A 15,203-nucleotide genomic window follows, 5' to 3' on the forward strand; every position below is an offset into this window, starting at 1 on the left:
TATACAAATGCCTGTCCTAAGGAACAACAATCTTACCCCCTGGGTGAATCACTGTTGAAGTAAGATTATTTAAGCGCATTAACTCATTAAGGCCAATGTTAAACTTTCGTGAAATTGATCCCAAGGTGTCCCCTTGGCGCACCACATAGTGCTTGGTTGTAGGTTTTGCAACAGGAACGATAAGTTTTTGGTTGATACGCAAGGTGTTTGACGAGAGGTTATTAAAGTCTTTGACAACCTTATAAGAGATTCCGTACCGCCTGCCAATCTCATAGAGCGAATCTCCTTTTTTGACCACATGAACATAAAAAGCTTCCGATCCGTCTGAGGGTTTAAAATTTTGCGTAAACAGGGACTTTTTATCATAAGGAATGTACACCACATACTCTTTAACGTTAGGCGGTGTAAAAAAGTAATTCAGGTGAATGTTGTACTCTTTTACAATCTTTACTGGCAATCCAGTACTTTTGGCAATGTCGCTTAACGTCGTACCGCCAGGAACTATTATAGGCGCAAAAGTAGAGCTACTACCTTGGTTCATCAAATAATCCCCATCATGCCCAATGATAAAATCTGCACTCCCTGAGAGGTGCGCCATGGTGAGAATCTTTCGGATGTAGTTGCGGGTTTCTCTGGGAACGTATTTTTTATTAGGGTCAAGCAACACACTCAACTCGTCAGTTCCAGCTTCAATGATTGCGCGGCGCACGCGGCCTTCACCGCAATTGTACGCCATGGCAGCAAGGTACCATTTGCCAAAATCATCGTGCAGGTATTGCAAAAACTTAATGGCCGCTTCGGTAGATTTAATGGGGTCACGGCGCTCGTCTACGTATTCGTCAATCACTAAACCAAATTTTCTTCCTGTGTAAGGCATAAATTGCCACAAACCCACAGCTCTAGCACTCGAATACGCGCGCGCAGAAAAATTAGACTCGGTCATCGCTAAGTATAAAAATGCATCAGGAATCCCCGCATCTGCAATCATCTGACGCACGATAGGCACAAACTGATAGCCACGCTCCAAAATATTCAAGAAATGGCGGGTACGGTACAAGTCGAGGTCGTCGCGCATGGAGAGCAAAATAGGGTCATTTAAAAAAGAGGTGTCAATGTCAAGGCTTTTCAAAACCCGCTGTTGTTGCGTGTAATTGTTTTCGGTAACAAAATAGGCAAAGAGTGTATTTGCGCAGAGAAAAAAGGCTAGCATAAAGCGCCAAAGCATGAGAATCCTTTAGGGTTAAATCAGAGGGGAAAGCAAAGCTCTAAAAGCTACGCTAACGCTAAGTTCTCCTTGGTGGAGAGCTTGTGCACCTTTGGTGCTTTTAAAAGATTTATCGTACCTTAATCTAACTTTTCAAATGCTTTAAAAAGGGCTTTAGCATTTTGAGTAGTTAACGCCATTAACGCCTCTTCGCTCATCCCAAGGACGCGCGCCAAATGGCTCGCTACGTAGGCAGTGTAGGCAGGTTCGTTACGTTCCCCGCGTTTGGGGTGCGGGGTAAGATAAGGCGCATCGGTTTCAAGTACCAGTTTATCTTTAGGAATGCGCGTTACGATTTCACCCAATTTTTTCTCGTTTTTAAAGGTCAACACCCCGCCAATGCCAAAATAAAAATTGGCCGCCGCTAAGGGCAACAAGACTTCACTGGCGTTATAGCAGTGCAACACACCTGAGGGCACCTTGCCTGCAGCAAAGGTGTTGAGCATTTCAAAACTGTCCGCACTGGATTCTCTCACATGAACAATGAGAGGTTTTTGGTGCTTGGTAGCCAAGGCAATGTGGGCGCGAAACACCTCTTTTTGGGCCGCTTTTTCCTCTATCTTGGCCTGCTCGTCTTTAGGAAGGCGAAAATAGTCCAACCCGCACTCTCCCACGGCGATGCATTTTTCATCTTGCAAATAGTGCTCTAACACCTGCTCATCGTACTGCGCATGATGGTAAGGATGCACGCCTGCGGCGTAAAATACATGGGGATAACGGTGGGCGATGGCCTTAGCTTTTGGCAAATCTTCGATGTCGGCCCCTGGAAGCATGATGCCTTTCACGCCCGCTTCCAAAGCCCGCGCAATCACCGTGTCCAAATCCTCGGTGTAGCGCGCGTCGTCTAGGTGGCAATGGGTGTCGATAATCATGCTCTCTCCTCGTAAATCTCAACACGGTTACGCCCTTGGTGTTTGGCTTCGCCCAAGGCTTCATCGGCGCGCTCAAGCAAGCTCTCCACCTGTGTTTCTCCCTCAAAAGCAAGGCCCATAGAAACCGTAATGCGCACCTCTTTTCCCCTTACATGTAAAGGCTGGTTGGCCAAATGGGCGCGCATTTTCACAAACCAACGCAAGGCTTCCTCTTTGCTTACATGCTTCAACAAAACACCAAATTCTGCTCCGCCAAACCTGCCAATGGCATCTACTCCCTTTGCTTCCCCGCGCAAAGTGCTTGCCACAGAGCTTAGCACCCTATCGCCTGCTTCATATCCGTGTGTTTCGTTGATAGCTTTAAGTTGATCAATATCCACAATCCCAAAAGCATAAGACTCTTTTTTCTCTTTTGCTTCATCCAAATACGCTTCTACTTGGCGTAAAAAATGACGTCGTTCCAACGCTCCCGTGAGACCATCGGTCGTTCCAAGCATGGCGATAGTTTCGATGTTTTCCATGGCTTCAATGGTGTTGTTCACTCTACATGTAAGCTCTTCTTTGCCAAAGGGTTTAATGATAAAATCATTGGCGCCATGTTTTAAAAACTTGGCCGCCATGCTCTCTTCTTCACTGGAGGAAATAGCAATGATGCCAAGCTCGTGTTTGCTTTTTGTTTTGCGAAGCTCCAACACCAATTCCATGCCATTAATCACAGGCATGTGATAGTCTGTCACCACTAAACTAATGTCATCATGGTCTTCAAAATAGCGCAGGGCTTCCTCCCCGTGCGCCGCCACAAGGACTTTAAACTGTTGGCTTTGAAGCAGCATCTTAGTGCGGTTACGCGACGTGATGGCGCTGTCTACCACAAGCACCTTGTGCTGGGTGTTTTTACGCAACCTGTCAATCATACTAAAGATGTAGTTCACATCGTCCATGTTGCCTTTAAAGACATAATCCACGATGGGTTTTTCTTCAAAAAGCGCTTTGGTTTTTTTGTCGATGTTGCCCGTTAAAACAATGACAAGCATCCCAAGTTCTAACACATAATCCACAATCTCTCCATCAGGAGCATCGGGTAAGTTTAAATCCAACAGGGCAATAAAATAGTCATTGGCGTGTTTTAAAAATACCTTCGCCTCTTCCATAGAATGGGCCACATCCACTTGCATTCCCAAGGAGCTTTCCGTTTTTTTGGCCAAGAGTTTGGCGAGGGCTTTGTTGTCTTCTACCAGTAAAATTTTTTCTCGCATAGGCTACTGCATTCCTTATGTTAGGGTTCTAATAAAGAGAGGGCTAGCTCCCTTGCTTCAGAAGTGATGGCTTCACCACTCACCATGCGCGCTACTTCTTCCACGCGCTCTTTGGGGCTTAAAAGCCGCACAATGCTTTGTCCCTCTTTTTTCTCCACCACAAAATGTTGGTCGGCCTTAGAAGAAAGTTGTGGTTGGTGGGAGATGGCAAAAATCTGGTACGACCGAGAGAGGGATTTGAGGACATTGGCGACACTCATAGACTCTTTGCCGCTTAAGTTTGCGTCCACTTCGTCCAAGATGAGCACACCGCTTCCGCTGTTGAGCACTTCTTGGGCGGTGGCGATAAAAGCAAGGCGCAAACGGTTAAATTCCCCTGAGCTGATGGAGCGCACTTCAACGCCTTCAAGCACGACTTCAAGGGAATCTGCGCCCGTTTGGCTCACTTCACAAGGGGCCATCACCACACGCGCACCGTGCAAATAGAGGGCTTTTAAAAACCCGTTGATACGCGCTTCTAACGCCCCAAGGGCCTTCGCGCGCTCACTGCTTAGGTACGCTGCTTTAACCTTGACTTCACCTCGAAGGACTTCGTGACGCTCCTCTAGGGCTTTTTTTTCAAAGGCGATGTTTTCGTAGCGGCTCAGTTCTTCTTTGCGTTTTTGCAAGTGCGCCAAAATCTCTTCAATGGTTCCGTAGCGGTTTTTGAGGGTGCTGATTTTTTCGATACGGTCTAGTAACGCTTCCACGTCCGCTTCTTCCAAATCCCCCAACCGTTCGCTGGCTTGTTCAAAATGCATCCGCAGTTCGTTCATGCTTGCGTCAAAAAAATCGCTCGGAATGTCGCTGTGGCTTAGGGCTTCATGCACCGCGCTTTCAAACTCAAAAATCCCCTCAGCTTTGGACAAAGCGACTTCGAGTTTTTCCTTTTTGGAGAGCATTTTTTTAAAGCGCATCAAGTCGTCGTCTTCCCCAAGCTTGGGGCTAACCTCTTCGATTTTTTGAATCTCAAAGCGTGCAAATTCACGCAACTCTTCCACACGACGCTCTTCGTCTTCCACGCGCTTTAGGGCTTCTTTGGCGGTTTTGTATTCCGCAAAAAGGGTTCCAAACGCCACTTTTTCTTGGGCAAATTTTGGCGTTTTAATACTTCCGTCCAAGAGGCTCAAAAGGGCTTCGGGGCTAAATTCGTTGCTCTCTTTCACCGAAAGGTAGCGCACCGCGTCTTTGCACACGTAGGTCATGTTTTTGCGTGAGAGCATTTGGCCGTTGACAAAGTAGCGCACGCTTTTTTGTTTGACACAGCGCAACACATTGGGCTCTTCCGCTTCGATACCCACTTCTTCGAGTGCCAAAGGGCCATTAAGCGCTGCTTCTAGCAAAGTGGCGTCGCTTTCTTGAAACCCAAACAAGGCTAAAAATGCGCGCATGAGTACTGATTTTCCCGCACCACTAGGACCCGTAAAGGCGATGAGGCCGGGTGCAAAGGTTAAATCTGCTTCTTTAAAACTTAAGTGGTCTTTGACCAACAACCGTTCAATCATTCATCCCCCCAGCGGAGTTTATCTTTCAGTACGTCAAAATAATTGCGCTCTTTTTTGTGCATCAAGTAGGCACTTTTTGGCGCAATGCCAAGCTCTATGCTCTCAAATTCACTCATGGCGTAGGTGTCTTGGCCATCCACCACCACGACCGTTTCGTCTAAACTTTTGAGCGTAATGCGAAACTCCACGGGCAACACCATGGGGCGTTGGGTTAAAGAGTGCGGGCAAATGGGCGTCAAGATGAGCGCTTGGGTTAAAGGAAACACGATAGGCCCGCCCGCGGAGAGGTTGTACGCAGTAGAACCCGTGGGCGTGCAAACGATGACGCCATCGCCGTGGTAAGAGTTGAACAATTCTCCGTTGATAAACGCGTCGATTTTGGCCATAGCGGAAATGGAAGCGCGGGAAAAAACCACGTCATTAAACGCCACTTTACGCACTTCATGGTCGTCTTTTTTAAGCACCACTTCAAGCATCATGCGTGTGTCAATGCGGTACTCGCCCGCCACCAACGACTCCACAAAATCCTCAATCTCTTCCAAACGCACATCGGTCAAAAATCCCAACTGCCCCGCATGAATCCCAAGCACAGGAATGCCGTACATGTAACTTTGCCGACACACGGAAATAAGGGTGCCATCGCCCCCAAGAGAGACGAGCATGTCGCATTTTTTGCACAGCGCGTCTAGAGGAAGGCCTTTTGGAAGGCCTAGCATGTGTGCGCTTTTTTCTTCTACATGTAAGGCGATACCATGGGCTTGTAGTGCCTTTTCCAGACGCTTTACATGTAAGAGCACATCGCTATTGGGGCGCGCCACAAGACCAACATGCGCTAACGAGGCTAAGGGATGGGTGGGTTTGATGATTTTCATAAGGGGGATTTTACCATATTCTTAGAAGATGAGGCGGAGGGGCTTTACATGTAAAGCCATTTATTTGGTCTTAATACAGTGTGATGTTTTATCTTTAACATGTAAACACCTTCTCTTTAGTTTATAAAGTGAATAAATATGTATTGACAATACATCTACAAAATACTACAATATTTCATCAACGATAAGGAAAAATTGTGGATAAAATCATTCGTTGGGACGAAGCAAAAAATCAACTCTTGCAACTTCAACGAGGGGTGAGTTTTGAAGAGGTGCTTGCGCTAATTGAGCAAGGTACCATTTTAAATCGCCTCGCGCACCCCAACCATGAAAAATACCCCCATCAAGAGATTTTTGTCGTTGAACTGAAAGGCTATATTTGGTATGTTCCTTTCGTGGAAAATGAGAGTGAAATATTTTTAAAGACAATTATTCCTAGTCGAAAATTGGTCAAATCCTTTGGAGGGAAAAAACAATGAAAACAAAAAAAATAGTCCTAGATACCGAAGAAGCAGAACTCCTCGGAGAGATAGAAGCAGGCGAATGGCGTGAAAAACCATTAGACAAACAAGAGCTAAGTGTGTACCAAAACCACGCCAAATACACTAAATCATTGAATGAAAAAAGACAAACCACCATTCGCTTTTCCGTCAGCGACCTAGCCGTCCTCAAAGCAAAATCCAAAGAGCTAGGTATCGGGTATCAAAACCTCATTCAAGCGTTGGTGCATAACTATGTCAAGGGGAAAATTACGTTGGAGGTGTGAGTTTTTATTCTTTGATATACAAGCGCAGAATGAAACAAATCTTTATATGCGATAAAGATGAATAAAAAGTGCCCTTGCTCTATCGCATTAGTCTTCTTGATATTAAGGAAAAACGTGGAAACTTTGGAGGATTATTTTAAAAACACAGACTCTGCAATTAGGTCATTGTTTAATATACTATTGGAAGACGAAAGACGATTTGTTGATAATTTTGTTAAATTAGTCTCCACTATACAAACAGCATTGCCAGAGAGTATTAAAGATTATAAATCACAATCCAACTCAATGATTTTTTCCAAAAATGTTATCGCAGGTTCGATTCTTCAAATTGCATATATGGCTATAAAACTTTATTCAAAAAACGAGACAAAAAATTCTTTTTTATCTGAGAGCGAAAATTTTATTAACGATAATAAACTCCAATACGCAGTTAATCGAAACAAAACATTTAAATTTAATACAAAGTTTTGCGCGGGCAGAGAAATTGGAAATATGCCAATGGGGTTAGTTATTTATGCTGCGCGAAATCAATTTAATCATATGGATCAACGTATCATGGATTTGGATGATCTAGCAAATAAATTAATATTGGATGATTTATACAAAAACTTTCCTCAAAAAATTAATGATTTTGATTTGAATATTTATGGAGATAATACCACCCTTGTCTCATATTCTATTTTAGATGTCTTGGGCTGGACATTTCGCACCTCCAAAAACCCATACGAATCCTACAAACAAGATATAAATGAGGCATTATTGTGTTAAGCTTTACCACAAACCTGAGAAAAAAAAGGGGGGGCTAACACCCCCCTTACATGTAAAGCTGTCCACCGCTCTTTTTAAAATGTTCGGCTTGTTCTTCTAGCCCTTTTTCTAAGGCAACGTTGACATCGTCGGTGCCGATTTTTTCGGCGTAGTCGCGGATGTCTTGGGAGATTTTCATGGAGCAAAACTTGGGGCCGCACATGGAGCAAAAGTGGGCGACTTTGGCGCTTTGGGCGGGCAAGGTTTTGTCGTGGTATTCACGGGCGCGGTCAGGGTCGAAGCCGATGTTAAACTGGTCAACCCAACGAAACTCAAAACGGGCTTTGCTCATGGCGTTGTCGCGGATTTGCGCTCCGGGGAAACCTTTGGCTAGGTCGGCGGCGTGGGCGGCGATTTTGTAGGTGATGATGCCCTCTTTGACATCTTCGCGGTTAGGCAATCCCAAGTGTTCTTTGGGCGTCACATAACACAACATCGCCGTGCCATACCACCCAATCTGTGCCGCGCCAATGGCTGAGGTGATGTGGTCGTACCCCGGTGCCACGTCCGTCACGAGCGGCCCAAGGGTGTAAAACGGGGCTTCAAAACAGTCCTCCAGTTCCTTAGTCATGTTCTCTTTAATCATCTGCATCGGCACGTGTCCTGGGCCTTCGATCATCACTTGTACGTCGTGTTTCCATGCGATTTTGGTGAGTTCTCCTAGGGTTTCAAGCTCCGCAAACTGCGCTTCGTCGTTAGCGTCATAGAGTGAGCCTGGGCGCAAGCCGTCCCCTAGTGAAAACGCCACGTCATAAGCTTTCATGATTTCACAAATCTCTTCAAAATGGGTGTACAAAAAGCTCTCTTTGTGGTGGTGCAAACACCATTTTGCCATGATGCTTCCCCCGCGCGAAACGATGCCAGTGAGGCGCGTAGCACTCAACGGCACATACGCCAACCGCACGCCCGCATGGATGGTAAAATAATCCACCCCCTGCTCAGCTTGCTCGATGAGCGTGTCGCGGTACACTTCCCACGTCAAATCCTCCGCGATGCCATTGACCTTTTCGAGGGCTTGGTAGATAGGCACTGTACCGATAGGCACGGCGGAATTTCGCAAAATCCACTCTCTGGTTTCGTGAATGTTTTTGCCCGTGGACAAATCCATCACCGTGTCCCCACCCCAGCGCGTCGACCACAGCATCTTTTCCACTTCTTCTTCGATGGACGAGGTGGTCGCGGAATTGCCGATGTTGGCGTTGATTTTGACCATGAAATTGCGCCCGATAATCATAGGCTCCGCTTCAGGGTGGTTTACGTTCAGGGGCATGACCGCGCGCCCTGCGGCGATTTCCTGGCGCACAAATTCAGGCGTATAGACTTCAGGCAAATTAGCCCCAAAGCTCTCGCCCTTGTGCTGTTTGCCCAAGAGTTTGTGTTGGCGTGCTACTTCGAGATTGCAGTTTTCACGGATAGCCACGTACTCCATCTCAGGGGTGATGATGCCCTGACGCGCGTAGTGGAGTTGGGTGATGTTTTTACCTTTTTTAGCCCGACGCGGGGCTTTGAGGTTAGGAAACCGCAACGCCTTAAGCTCAGGGTCATCGTGGCGTTCGTGAAAATAGACCGAACTAAAATCCTCCAACACCTCACTGTCCCCGCGCTCTTCAATCCACGCCTTGCGGATGGGCTTTAAGCCTTGGTGCAAGTCGATGGTCACAGAAGGGTCAGTATAAACACCCGAAGTATCATATACATGTAAAGGCGGGTTTTCCTCTACCGTGCCGTCGCTTTTTTCGGTTGGCGTGAGGGTGATTTCACGCATGGGCACTTGAATGTCGGGGCGTGAGCCTTGAAGGTAAATTTTTCGAGAACTTGGGAAGTTTTCGATGTACGAAGCGTCGATTTTTTCGAGGTTGTCTAACACTTTACTCATAGCGGTTATCTCCTTATTTCCTACGCTGGCATTACCCAGATCAGGTTCATGAAGCCACATTAATGACCTCTTGGGGTATTATCTCAGCCTTTTACAGCACCCCCACAGACAATGACAAAAAGTGCATTATACAAACCCTGTGTAAAAACTCACTTAATATGGCAGTGCATCAAAAATCTTAAGCACAGACTAAACAGGCTTTTGAGCGGATTTTTGAGCCCATCAAACCCTCGGAGATTTGTCATGGATGATAAATCGAGAATGAGCGAAAAAGCCTGTTTGGTCTGTGCTTTTTTAAGATAAGCCGTGCACAAGCAAGGTTTTGGTACACTTTAGCCTTTTAAAATTTCCAAAGCTCCCACAAGGAAGACAGATTGCGAAGTCATTATTGCACTGATTTAAACACGACCCACATCGGCCAAGAGGTCGAATTGTGCGGATGGACCAACAGCTACCGCGACCACGGCGGGATTATTTTCATTGACTTACGAGACAAAACCGGACTCATTCAACTCGTCTGCGACCCCGAAGATAGCCAAGAAGCCCACGATGTAGCCTCTAAAGTACGCGACGAATTTGTCTTGCGCGCTTACGGCAAAGTGCGCGCGCGCGGCGAAGGACTAGAAAACCCCAAGCTTGCCACAGGTGCCATCGAAGTTATCCTTAGCCGTCTTGTGGTGGAAAACCCAAGTGCCGCCCTTCCCTTTGTCATCAACGACAAAGACGTGAGCGAAGAAGTACGCTTAAAGTACCGTTACCTCGACCTGCGCACACCCAAAGCTTACGAGACCTTTCGCTTGCGTAGCAAAGCGGCCATGGCCGTGCGCAACACCCTAGACGCCAAAGGCTTTTTGGAAGTCGAAACCCCCATTTTAACCAAAGCAACGCCCGAGGGTGCGCGGGATTACCTTGTGCCAAGCCGTGTGCACAACGGCGAATTTTACGCCCTTCCCCAATCCCCACAGCTGTTCAAACAACTCCTCATGTGTTCAGGGTTTGACCGCTATTTTCAGATTGCTAAATGTTTCCGCGACGAAGACTTGCGCGCCGATCGCCAACCTGAATTTACCCAAATCGACATCGAAATGAGCTTTTGCGAGCAAGACGACATCATCGCTGTGACTGAAGATTTGCTCAAAGCTGTTTTCAAAGAAGCGGGCCATGAGATTCACGCACCGTTTAACCGCATCACCTACAAAGAAGCGATGGAACGTTACGGTTCAGACAAGCCTGATTTGCGCTACGACCTTTCCATGGTAGATGTGATGGACATCTTTGAAACCTGCGACAACGAAATCTTTAGCTCCATCGCCAAAGATGCCAAGAAAAACCGTATCAAAGCCCTCAAAGTTCCCCAAGGTGACACCGTTTTCTCCAAACGCCAGATGAAAGGCTTTGAGGATTACGTGCGCAAGTTTGGCGCTTCAGGTCTTGGATATTTTCAAATGAAAGAAGACGGCCTCAAAGGCCCCTTGACCAAGTTTTTTACCGAAGCAGCCCTTGAGCAGATTGTGGCGCGTTGCGAACTTGTCGTGGGAGACGTGGTCTTTTTTGGCGCAGGCCCCAAAAAACTCGTGCTTGATTACATGGGACGTTTTCGCATCTTTTTGGCCGAACAAATGGACATCATCCCCAAAGACCGCTTTGAGTTTTTGTGGGTAGTAGATTTTGAAATGTTTGAAGTGGAAGAAGGCAAACTCAAAGCCTTGCACCACCCTTTCACCATGCCAAAAGACATCAACGCGCCGCTGGATGAGATGGAATCCATCGCCTATGACGTGGTACTTAACGGCGTTGAGCTTGGCGGAGGAAGTATTCGTATCCACAAAGCGGACATCCAAGCCAAAGTCTTTTCACTCCTTGGCATCAGTGACGAAGAAGCGGCAGAAAAGTTTGGCTTTTTGCTCAATGCTCTTAAATTTGGCGCACCCCCACACGGTGGTATCGCCCTTGGACTTGACAGGCTAATGATGCTGCTTACTGGCTCTTCTAGCATCCGTGATGTCATCGCTTTCCCTAAAACCCAGCGCGCCCAGTGCCAACTCACTGGCGCTCCAAGCCCTGTCGAAATGGCGCAAATGCGTGAACTTGGCATTCGACTTCGCGAAAAAACATCCCATTAAGGACTCTTATGAAAAAACTTTTTCTCATCATTGGCGCACCTGGTAGCGGCAAAACCACCGATGCGAGCTTGATTGCTCAACACAACCCTGAAACCATCGCCCACTACTCCACGGGCGAGTTGTTGCGAGACGAAGTGGCACGCGGGAGCGCGCTTGGCAAAACCATCGACAGCTTTGTGAGTGCGGGCAACCTTGTGCCCCTCAACATTGTTATCGACACCATCGTCGGCGCTATTAAACAGAGTGAGAAAAATGTCATCCTCATCGACGGGTTTCCTCGAAGTGTAGAACAAATGGAAGCCTTAGACGCCATCTTAGCCAAGGAAACCACCATTGTACTTGAAAGCGTTATTGAGGTTCAAGTGAGTGAAGAGGTAGCATGTGACCGTGTTTTGGGACGCGGGCGTGGGGCGGACGATAATGCCGAAGTGTTTAAAAACCGCATGAACGTCTACACGTCGCCACTGGGTATGATTCAGGCATTTTACACTTCAAAACGCTTGTTGCACAAGATTAATGGCGAGCGCACCATCGAAGCCATCGTGGAAGAGATGGAAAAATTTGTAAAGTCCAAACTTTAAGACAAGGTTTTCGCAAAAGATTTTTAACATGAAGCGCTTTTTTAGTGTCATTGTCGGCTCAGAACTTCTCAACGGAAGGCGAGTCGATAAACACTTTACCTTTTTGCTCCACGCGCTAAAAAAACGGGGTTGGACCCTTGAGGGCAATTTTGTTATCAAGGATGACCCCGCTTTGATGCATTCGGTTTTCTCTCTTCTTAAATCCCAGCCCAATACTTACATTTTTTCTTTTGGGGGCATCGGCGCTACGCCCGATGATTGCACTCGCGAAGTGGTGGCTAACGTCTTTCGTGATGGCACTTTAGCACCCCACCCCCAAGCCCAAGCCCTCATTCACGCCCAGTTTGGCGACCACGTCACCTCACACCGTTTGCGCATGGGCGAACTTCCCAAAGATGTTGAACTTCTCACTAATGTGGTCAACCAAACCCCAGGCTTCGCCCTTGATGGTCGATTTTTCTTTATGCCAGGCTTTCCCTCTATGGCATGGCCCATGGCCAAAGAAGCACTGGAACGCTATGTGGGCACCAATCCTGTACACACCTTTACATGTAACTTTTTAGTAGAAACAGGGGAGAGTGAATTGATCGCACTTATGCAGGCTTTACCCAAAGAAGTCGAACTCTCTTCTTTACCCCACCTACGAAAAGACGGCGCGCGTGAAGTTGAGATTTACCTTGCCTGCAAAGACCAAACGCTTTTGTTTCAAAGTAAAACACTTTTTTTTAATAACCTCTCAAATTTAGGTATTCCTGTCACTGTTTTAGATGATTAAGTGCTTTTTTAGATTATAATGTCGACATACTTGTTTCAAAAAAAAGGGGCAGAGGTGCGTCGCATAGAAATTTTGTACATTGAATGGGAAGATGCTTTGGCGCAAAATGTCATTGCACTTCTTCGTCCTCTTTCTGAGCACCTCTACCACGCCACCTCTGTTCATGAAGCATTACGTGTTTTTAAAAGCGACCTTCCCCCTTTTGTGATTATGTCCGCCTCTTCCTCCAAGGGCATAAACATTGATTTGTGTAAAACATTCAAAACCCTTTCGCCTAAAACAAAAATTCTTTTACATGTAAACCCAGAAGAGTCCACTGTTTTGCTTGATGCCATTAGCTTTGGCGTGGATACCTTTGCCCTTAAACCACTCAATAAACCTTCTTTTTTGGCCACTGTTCAGACCATGATGCACACTTTTTTCGCCACACAAAAAGCCGAGGAAGCCTTACACTTAACACGTCAACTCACTCGCGCTTTTGAGACAAGTACGATTGTTTCAAAAACAGACCTCAGAGGTATTATTACCTATGCCAATAAAGCTTTTGAGAAAATTTCAGGCTACACCCAAGAAGAGCTTGTGGGCAAACCTCACAATATTGTTCGACATCCTGACATGGATAAATCCGTCTTTGAAGACATGTGGAATGTCATCAGCCATGGCCAAATTTGGAAAGGGGTTGTTAAAAATCGTCACAAAGACGGAGGGCCTTATGTGGTTGAAGCTACCATCATTCCTATTTTAGATACCCAAGGCAAGGTAGTGGAGTATATGAGTATACGTCATGATATTTCTCAATTAGCAACGCGCAACTCCTATCTCCAGGATGTCATCGCCCAAAATGAAGAAATTGTCAAGGTCAAATCCAACGAACTCCTTGAAAAACTCTACAAAGACGAGATCACCAAGCTTCCAAATTCCCTTGCTTTGCAACGCGATATACCGCGGTTTGAAGGGGGAACGCTTTTTCTTTTAGACATTAATAATTTCAATATTTTCAACAAACTTTATGGCTTTGCCTTTGGGGATATTTTGCTTCAAGAGGTAACTAAGCACATTATGTTTTTATGCGGCAATAAAGAAATCCTTTACAAACTTAGTGCCGACCGCTACGCCTTACTTACCCATGAGCATAGTCAAGCACATATTGACGATACATGTAACCAAATTTTTGCCTATTTTGACACAACAGAAATTACGGTTGAGACGATTGAAAGTTTCATTAGTTTTAGCATCGGTGTAGCTAAAATTGAAGACGGGCGCGATGCTATTGTTGATGCAGAATTTGCTCTAGACATTTCCAAAAAGCACGGAAAGCGTTTCAAAGTTGTCTACGACAGCGGCTCTTCACAAATCCGAGAGGAGCTCGAGAGCATTGGCTGGCTCAATAAAACCCGAGAGTTTATCCACAAAGATATGATTGTCCCCTACTTTCAACCCATTGTGGACGTACACACCAAAGCAGTACACAAGTACGAGTGTTTGGCGCGTGTTATTGATGGAGATTTGGTCATTCCACCGCTTATGTTTATTAACGCAGCCACCAAGCTAGGCTTGCTCACCTCAGTCACCAAAAGCATGATCAACAAATCGTTTCAATACTTTGCAGGTAAAGACATCCGATTCTCCATCAATATTACTGAGCGAGACATCATGGATGGGTATTTGATGGAATTCATTCGGTTCAAAGCAGAGCGCTATGGCATCGACCCGCACAATGTCACCTTTGAAATCCTTGAAAACATCACCCTTTCCAAGGAATCCGACCTCATCACAGGAACCATTGGCCTTGTGAAAGATTATGGGTGCGACATTGCCATTGATGACTTCGGGAGTGAAAATTCCAATTTTAGCCGCTTGCTTTCTTTGCAATCAGACTACATCAAAATCGACGGCTCATTTGTACACAATTGCGACAAAGACCCGGAAAAACAAAAAATTATCGATGCTATTGTACAACTTGCAAAGCGGCTTGGTATTAAATCTATCGCAGAATTTGTCTCCACCGAGGCAATCTTTGACACCATCAAGGCTCTAGGGGTGGATTATGCCCAAGGGTATCTTTTTGGAAAGCCAGAGCCTAACACCCTCTAAACATCCCTACACTCATCTCTCTTTTTTTCCCATATCCTGGGATTTTTTGCACAGTAAACCCAGCCTCTTCTAGTCTCTTGCGCACCGCGGAAGCAGCGGTAAATGTGGCAAAGGTAGCGTCGCTGTTGCTATTTTTTGCCATCTCTTCAAAAAGATTCTCTTCCCACATCGTGCTGTTTTTGCTCGGGGCAAATCCGTCTAAAAACCAAGCATCCACTCCCTTGGGAAATAGAGGAAGTGCGCGGGCAGCCTCATCGAAAATAAGCTTTACATGTAAAGCTCCAAAATGCATCTCATGCACACCACCAACAAGAGGTGGATACGCTTTTTGCAACACGGACGCATAAGGAGCGAGAGATTGCCATGAGGTATG

General features: G+C 46.2%; 14 protein-coding genes. 7 read left to right on the forward strand and 7 right to left on the reverse strand.

Annotation, left to right across the window (positions count from 1 at the left end; all coding sequences use genetic code 11):
- Nucleotides 1-16 precede the first annotated feature (16 nt).
- From JWV37_RS08135 to JWV37_RS08155, 5 genes are all read right to left on the reverse strand, one after another.
- A complete protein-coding gene (locus JWV37_RS08135; protein ID WP_240332112.1) occupies nucleotides 17-1,225 on the reverse strand; it encodes a lytic transglycosylase domain-containing protein in 1,209 nt (402 codons plus the stop codon).
- 119 nt (nucleotides 1,226-1,344) lie between these two features.
- The gene (locus JWV37_RS08140) at nucleotides 1,345-2,136 is read right to left on the reverse strand and encodes a TatD family hydrolase (RefSeq protein WP_205459298.1); all 792 of its coding nucleotides are present in this window, start codon (nucleotides 2,134-2,136) and stop codon (nucleotides 1,345-1,347) included.
- Nucleotides 2,133-3,392 carry a GGDEF domain-containing response regulator gene (locus tag JWV37_RS08145; protein WP_205459299.1) on the reverse strand — a complete coding sequence of 420 codons (1,260 nt, stop codon included), beginning with the start codon at nucleotides 3,390-3,392 and terminating at the stop codon, nucleotides 2,133-2,135. Before JWV37_RS08145 ends, JWV37_RS08140 begins: the two co-directional genes overlap by 4 nt.
- A 20-nt stretch (nucleotides 3,393-3,412) precedes the next feature.
- Nucleotides 3,413-4,936: an AAA family ATPase gene (locus JWV37_RS08150; protein WP_205459300.1), complete on the reverse strand. Its 1,524-nt coding sequence runs from the start codon at nucleotides 4,934-4,936 to the stop codon at nucleotides 3,413-3,415.
- Nucleotides 4,933-5,808, reverse strand: coding sequence for an NAD(+) kinase (locus tag JWV37_RS08155; protein WP_205459301.1), 876 nt, complete (start codon nucleotides 5,806-5,808; stop codon nucleotides 4,933-4,935). Before JWV37_RS08155 ends, JWV37_RS08150 begins: the two co-directional genes overlap by 4 nt.
- 197 nt (nucleotides 5,809-6,005) lie before the next feature.
- Here JWV37_RS08155 and JWV37_RS08160 point away from each other — a divergent pair, with 197 nt between their 5' ends.
- The 3 genes from JWV37_RS08160 to JWV37_RS08170 all read left to right on the forward strand — a co-directional run bounded on the left by JWV37_RS08160 (nucleotide 6,006) and on the right by JWV37_RS08170 (nucleotide 7,342).
- Nucleotides 6,006-6,287: a BrnT family toxin gene (locus JWV37_RS08160; protein WP_205459302.1), complete on the forward strand. Its 282-nt coding sequence runs from the start codon at nucleotides 6,006-6,008 to the stop codon at nucleotides 6,285-6,287.
- Entirely contained in the window at nucleotides 6,284-6,574 is a 291-nt protein-coding gene (locus JWV37_RS08165; protein ID WP_205459303.1) for a hypothetical protein, read from the forward strand. Before JWV37_RS08160 ends, JWV37_RS08165 begins: the two co-directional genes overlap by 4 nt.
- A 114-nt stretch (nucleotides 6,575-6,688) precedes the next feature.
- Nucleotides 6,689-7,342 (forward strand): hypothetical protein, encoded by a 654-nt coding sequence (locus JWV37_RS08170; RefSeq protein ID WP_205459304.1) that lies wholly within the window; start codon nucleotides 6,689-6,691, stop codon nucleotides 7,340-7,342.
- A 46-nt stretch (nucleotides 7,343-7,388) separates the two neighbouring features.
- Here the strand turns inward: JWV37_RS08170 and thiC are convergent, their stop codons facing one another.
- Nucleotides 7,389-9,257, reverse strand: coding sequence for a phosphomethylpyrimidine synthase ThiC (gene thiC / locus JWV37_RS08175; RefSeq protein WP_205459305.1), 1,869 nt, complete (start codon nucleotides 9,255-9,257; stop codon nucleotides 7,389-7,391).
- A 374-nt stretch (nucleotides 9,258-9,631) separates the two neighbouring features.
- On the opposite strand from thiC, the gene aspS reads away from it, so the two are divergent.
- From aspS to JWV37_RS08195, 4 genes are read left to right on the forward strand one after another with little or no spacing between them, the layout of a single operon-like run.
- Nucleotides 9,632-11,380, forward strand: a complete 1,749-nt coding sequence (aspS, locus tag JWV37_RS08180) for an aspartate--tRNA ligase (protein WP_205459306.1) — start codon at nucleotides 9,632-9,634, stop codon at nucleotides 11,378-11,380.
- A gap of 8 nt (nucleotides 11,381-11,388) precedes the next feature.
- Nucleotides 11,389-11,961, forward strand: coding sequence for an adenylate kinase (locus JWV37_RS08185; protein WP_205459307.1), 573 nt, complete (start codon nucleotides 11,389-11,391; stop codon nucleotides 11,959-11,961).
- Nucleotides 11,962-11,989: 28 nt separating this feature from the next.
- On the forward strand, nucleotides 11,990-12,736 hold the full coding sequence (locus tag JWV37_RS08190) for a competence/damage-inducible protein A (protein WP_205459308.1): 747 nt from the start codon (nucleotides 11,990-11,992) through the stop codon (nucleotides 12,734-12,736).
- 54 nt (nucleotides 12,737-12,790) lie between these two features.
- Nucleotides 12,791-14,830 (forward strand): EAL domain-containing protein, encoded by a 2,040-nt coding sequence (locus JWV37_RS08195; protein WP_205459309.1) that lies wholly within the window; start codon nucleotides 12,791-12,793, stop codon nucleotides 14,828-14,830.
- Here JWV37_RS08195 and JWV37_RS08200 read toward each other — a convergent pair.
- Nucleotides 14,817-15,203, reverse strand: a 387-nt coding sequence (locus JWV37_RS08200) for an MnmC family methyltransferase (protein WP_240332113.1), incomplete at its 5' end; no start/stop codon positions are given. The genes JWV37_RS08195 and JWV37_RS08200 overlap by 14 nt on opposite strands.

Origin of the sequence: Sulfurospirillum tamanense, from assembly GCF_016937535.1 — a bacterium.
GTDB classification, from domain to species: Bacteria; Campylobacterota; Campylobacteria; order Campylobacterales; family Campylobacteraceae; genus Sulfurospirillum_B; species Sulfurospirillum_B tamanense.

What these genes read in the sequence shown, in the direction of transcription:
- JWV37_RS08185 (WP_205459307.1), top strand. Translation starts at nt 11,389, where the DNA reads ATGAAAAAACTTTTTCTCATCATTGGCGCACCTGGTAGCGGCAAAACC.
- JWV37_RS08140 (WP_205459298.1), bottom strand. Translation starts at nt 2,136, where the DNA reads ATGATTATCGACACCCATTGCCACCTAGACGACGCGCGCTACACCGAG.
- JWV37_RS08155 (WP_205459301.1), bottom strand. Translation starts at nt 5,808, where the DNA reads ATGAAAATCATCAAACCCACCCATCCCTTAGCCTCGTTAGCGCATGTT.
- thiC (WP_205459305.1), bottom strand. Translation starts at nt 9,257, where the DNA reads ATGAGTAAAGTGTTAGACAACCTCGAAAAAATCGACGCTTCGTACATC.
- JWV37_RS08165 (WP_205459303.1), top strand. Translation starts at nt 6,284, where the DNA reads ATGAAAACAAAAAAAATAGTCCTAGATACCGAAGAAGCAGAACTCCTC.
- JWV37_RS08135 (WP_240332112.1), bottom strand. Translation starts at nt 1,225, where the DNA reads ATGCTTTGGCGCTTTATGCTAGCCTTTTTTCTCTGCGCAAATACACTC.
- JWV37_RS08190 (WP_205459308.1), top strand. Translation starts at nt 11,990, where the DNA reads ATGAAGCGCTTTTTTAGTGTCATTGTCGGCTCAGAACTTCTCAACGGA.
- JWV37_RS08150 (WP_205459300.1), bottom strand. Translation starts at nt 4,936, where the DNA reads ATGATTGAACGGTTGTTGGTCAAAGACCACTTAAGTTTTAAAGAAGCA.
- JWV37_RS08145 (WP_205459299.1), bottom strand. Translation starts at nt 3,392, where the DNA reads ATGCGAGAAAAAATTTTACTGGTAGAAGACAACAAAGCCCTCGCCAAA.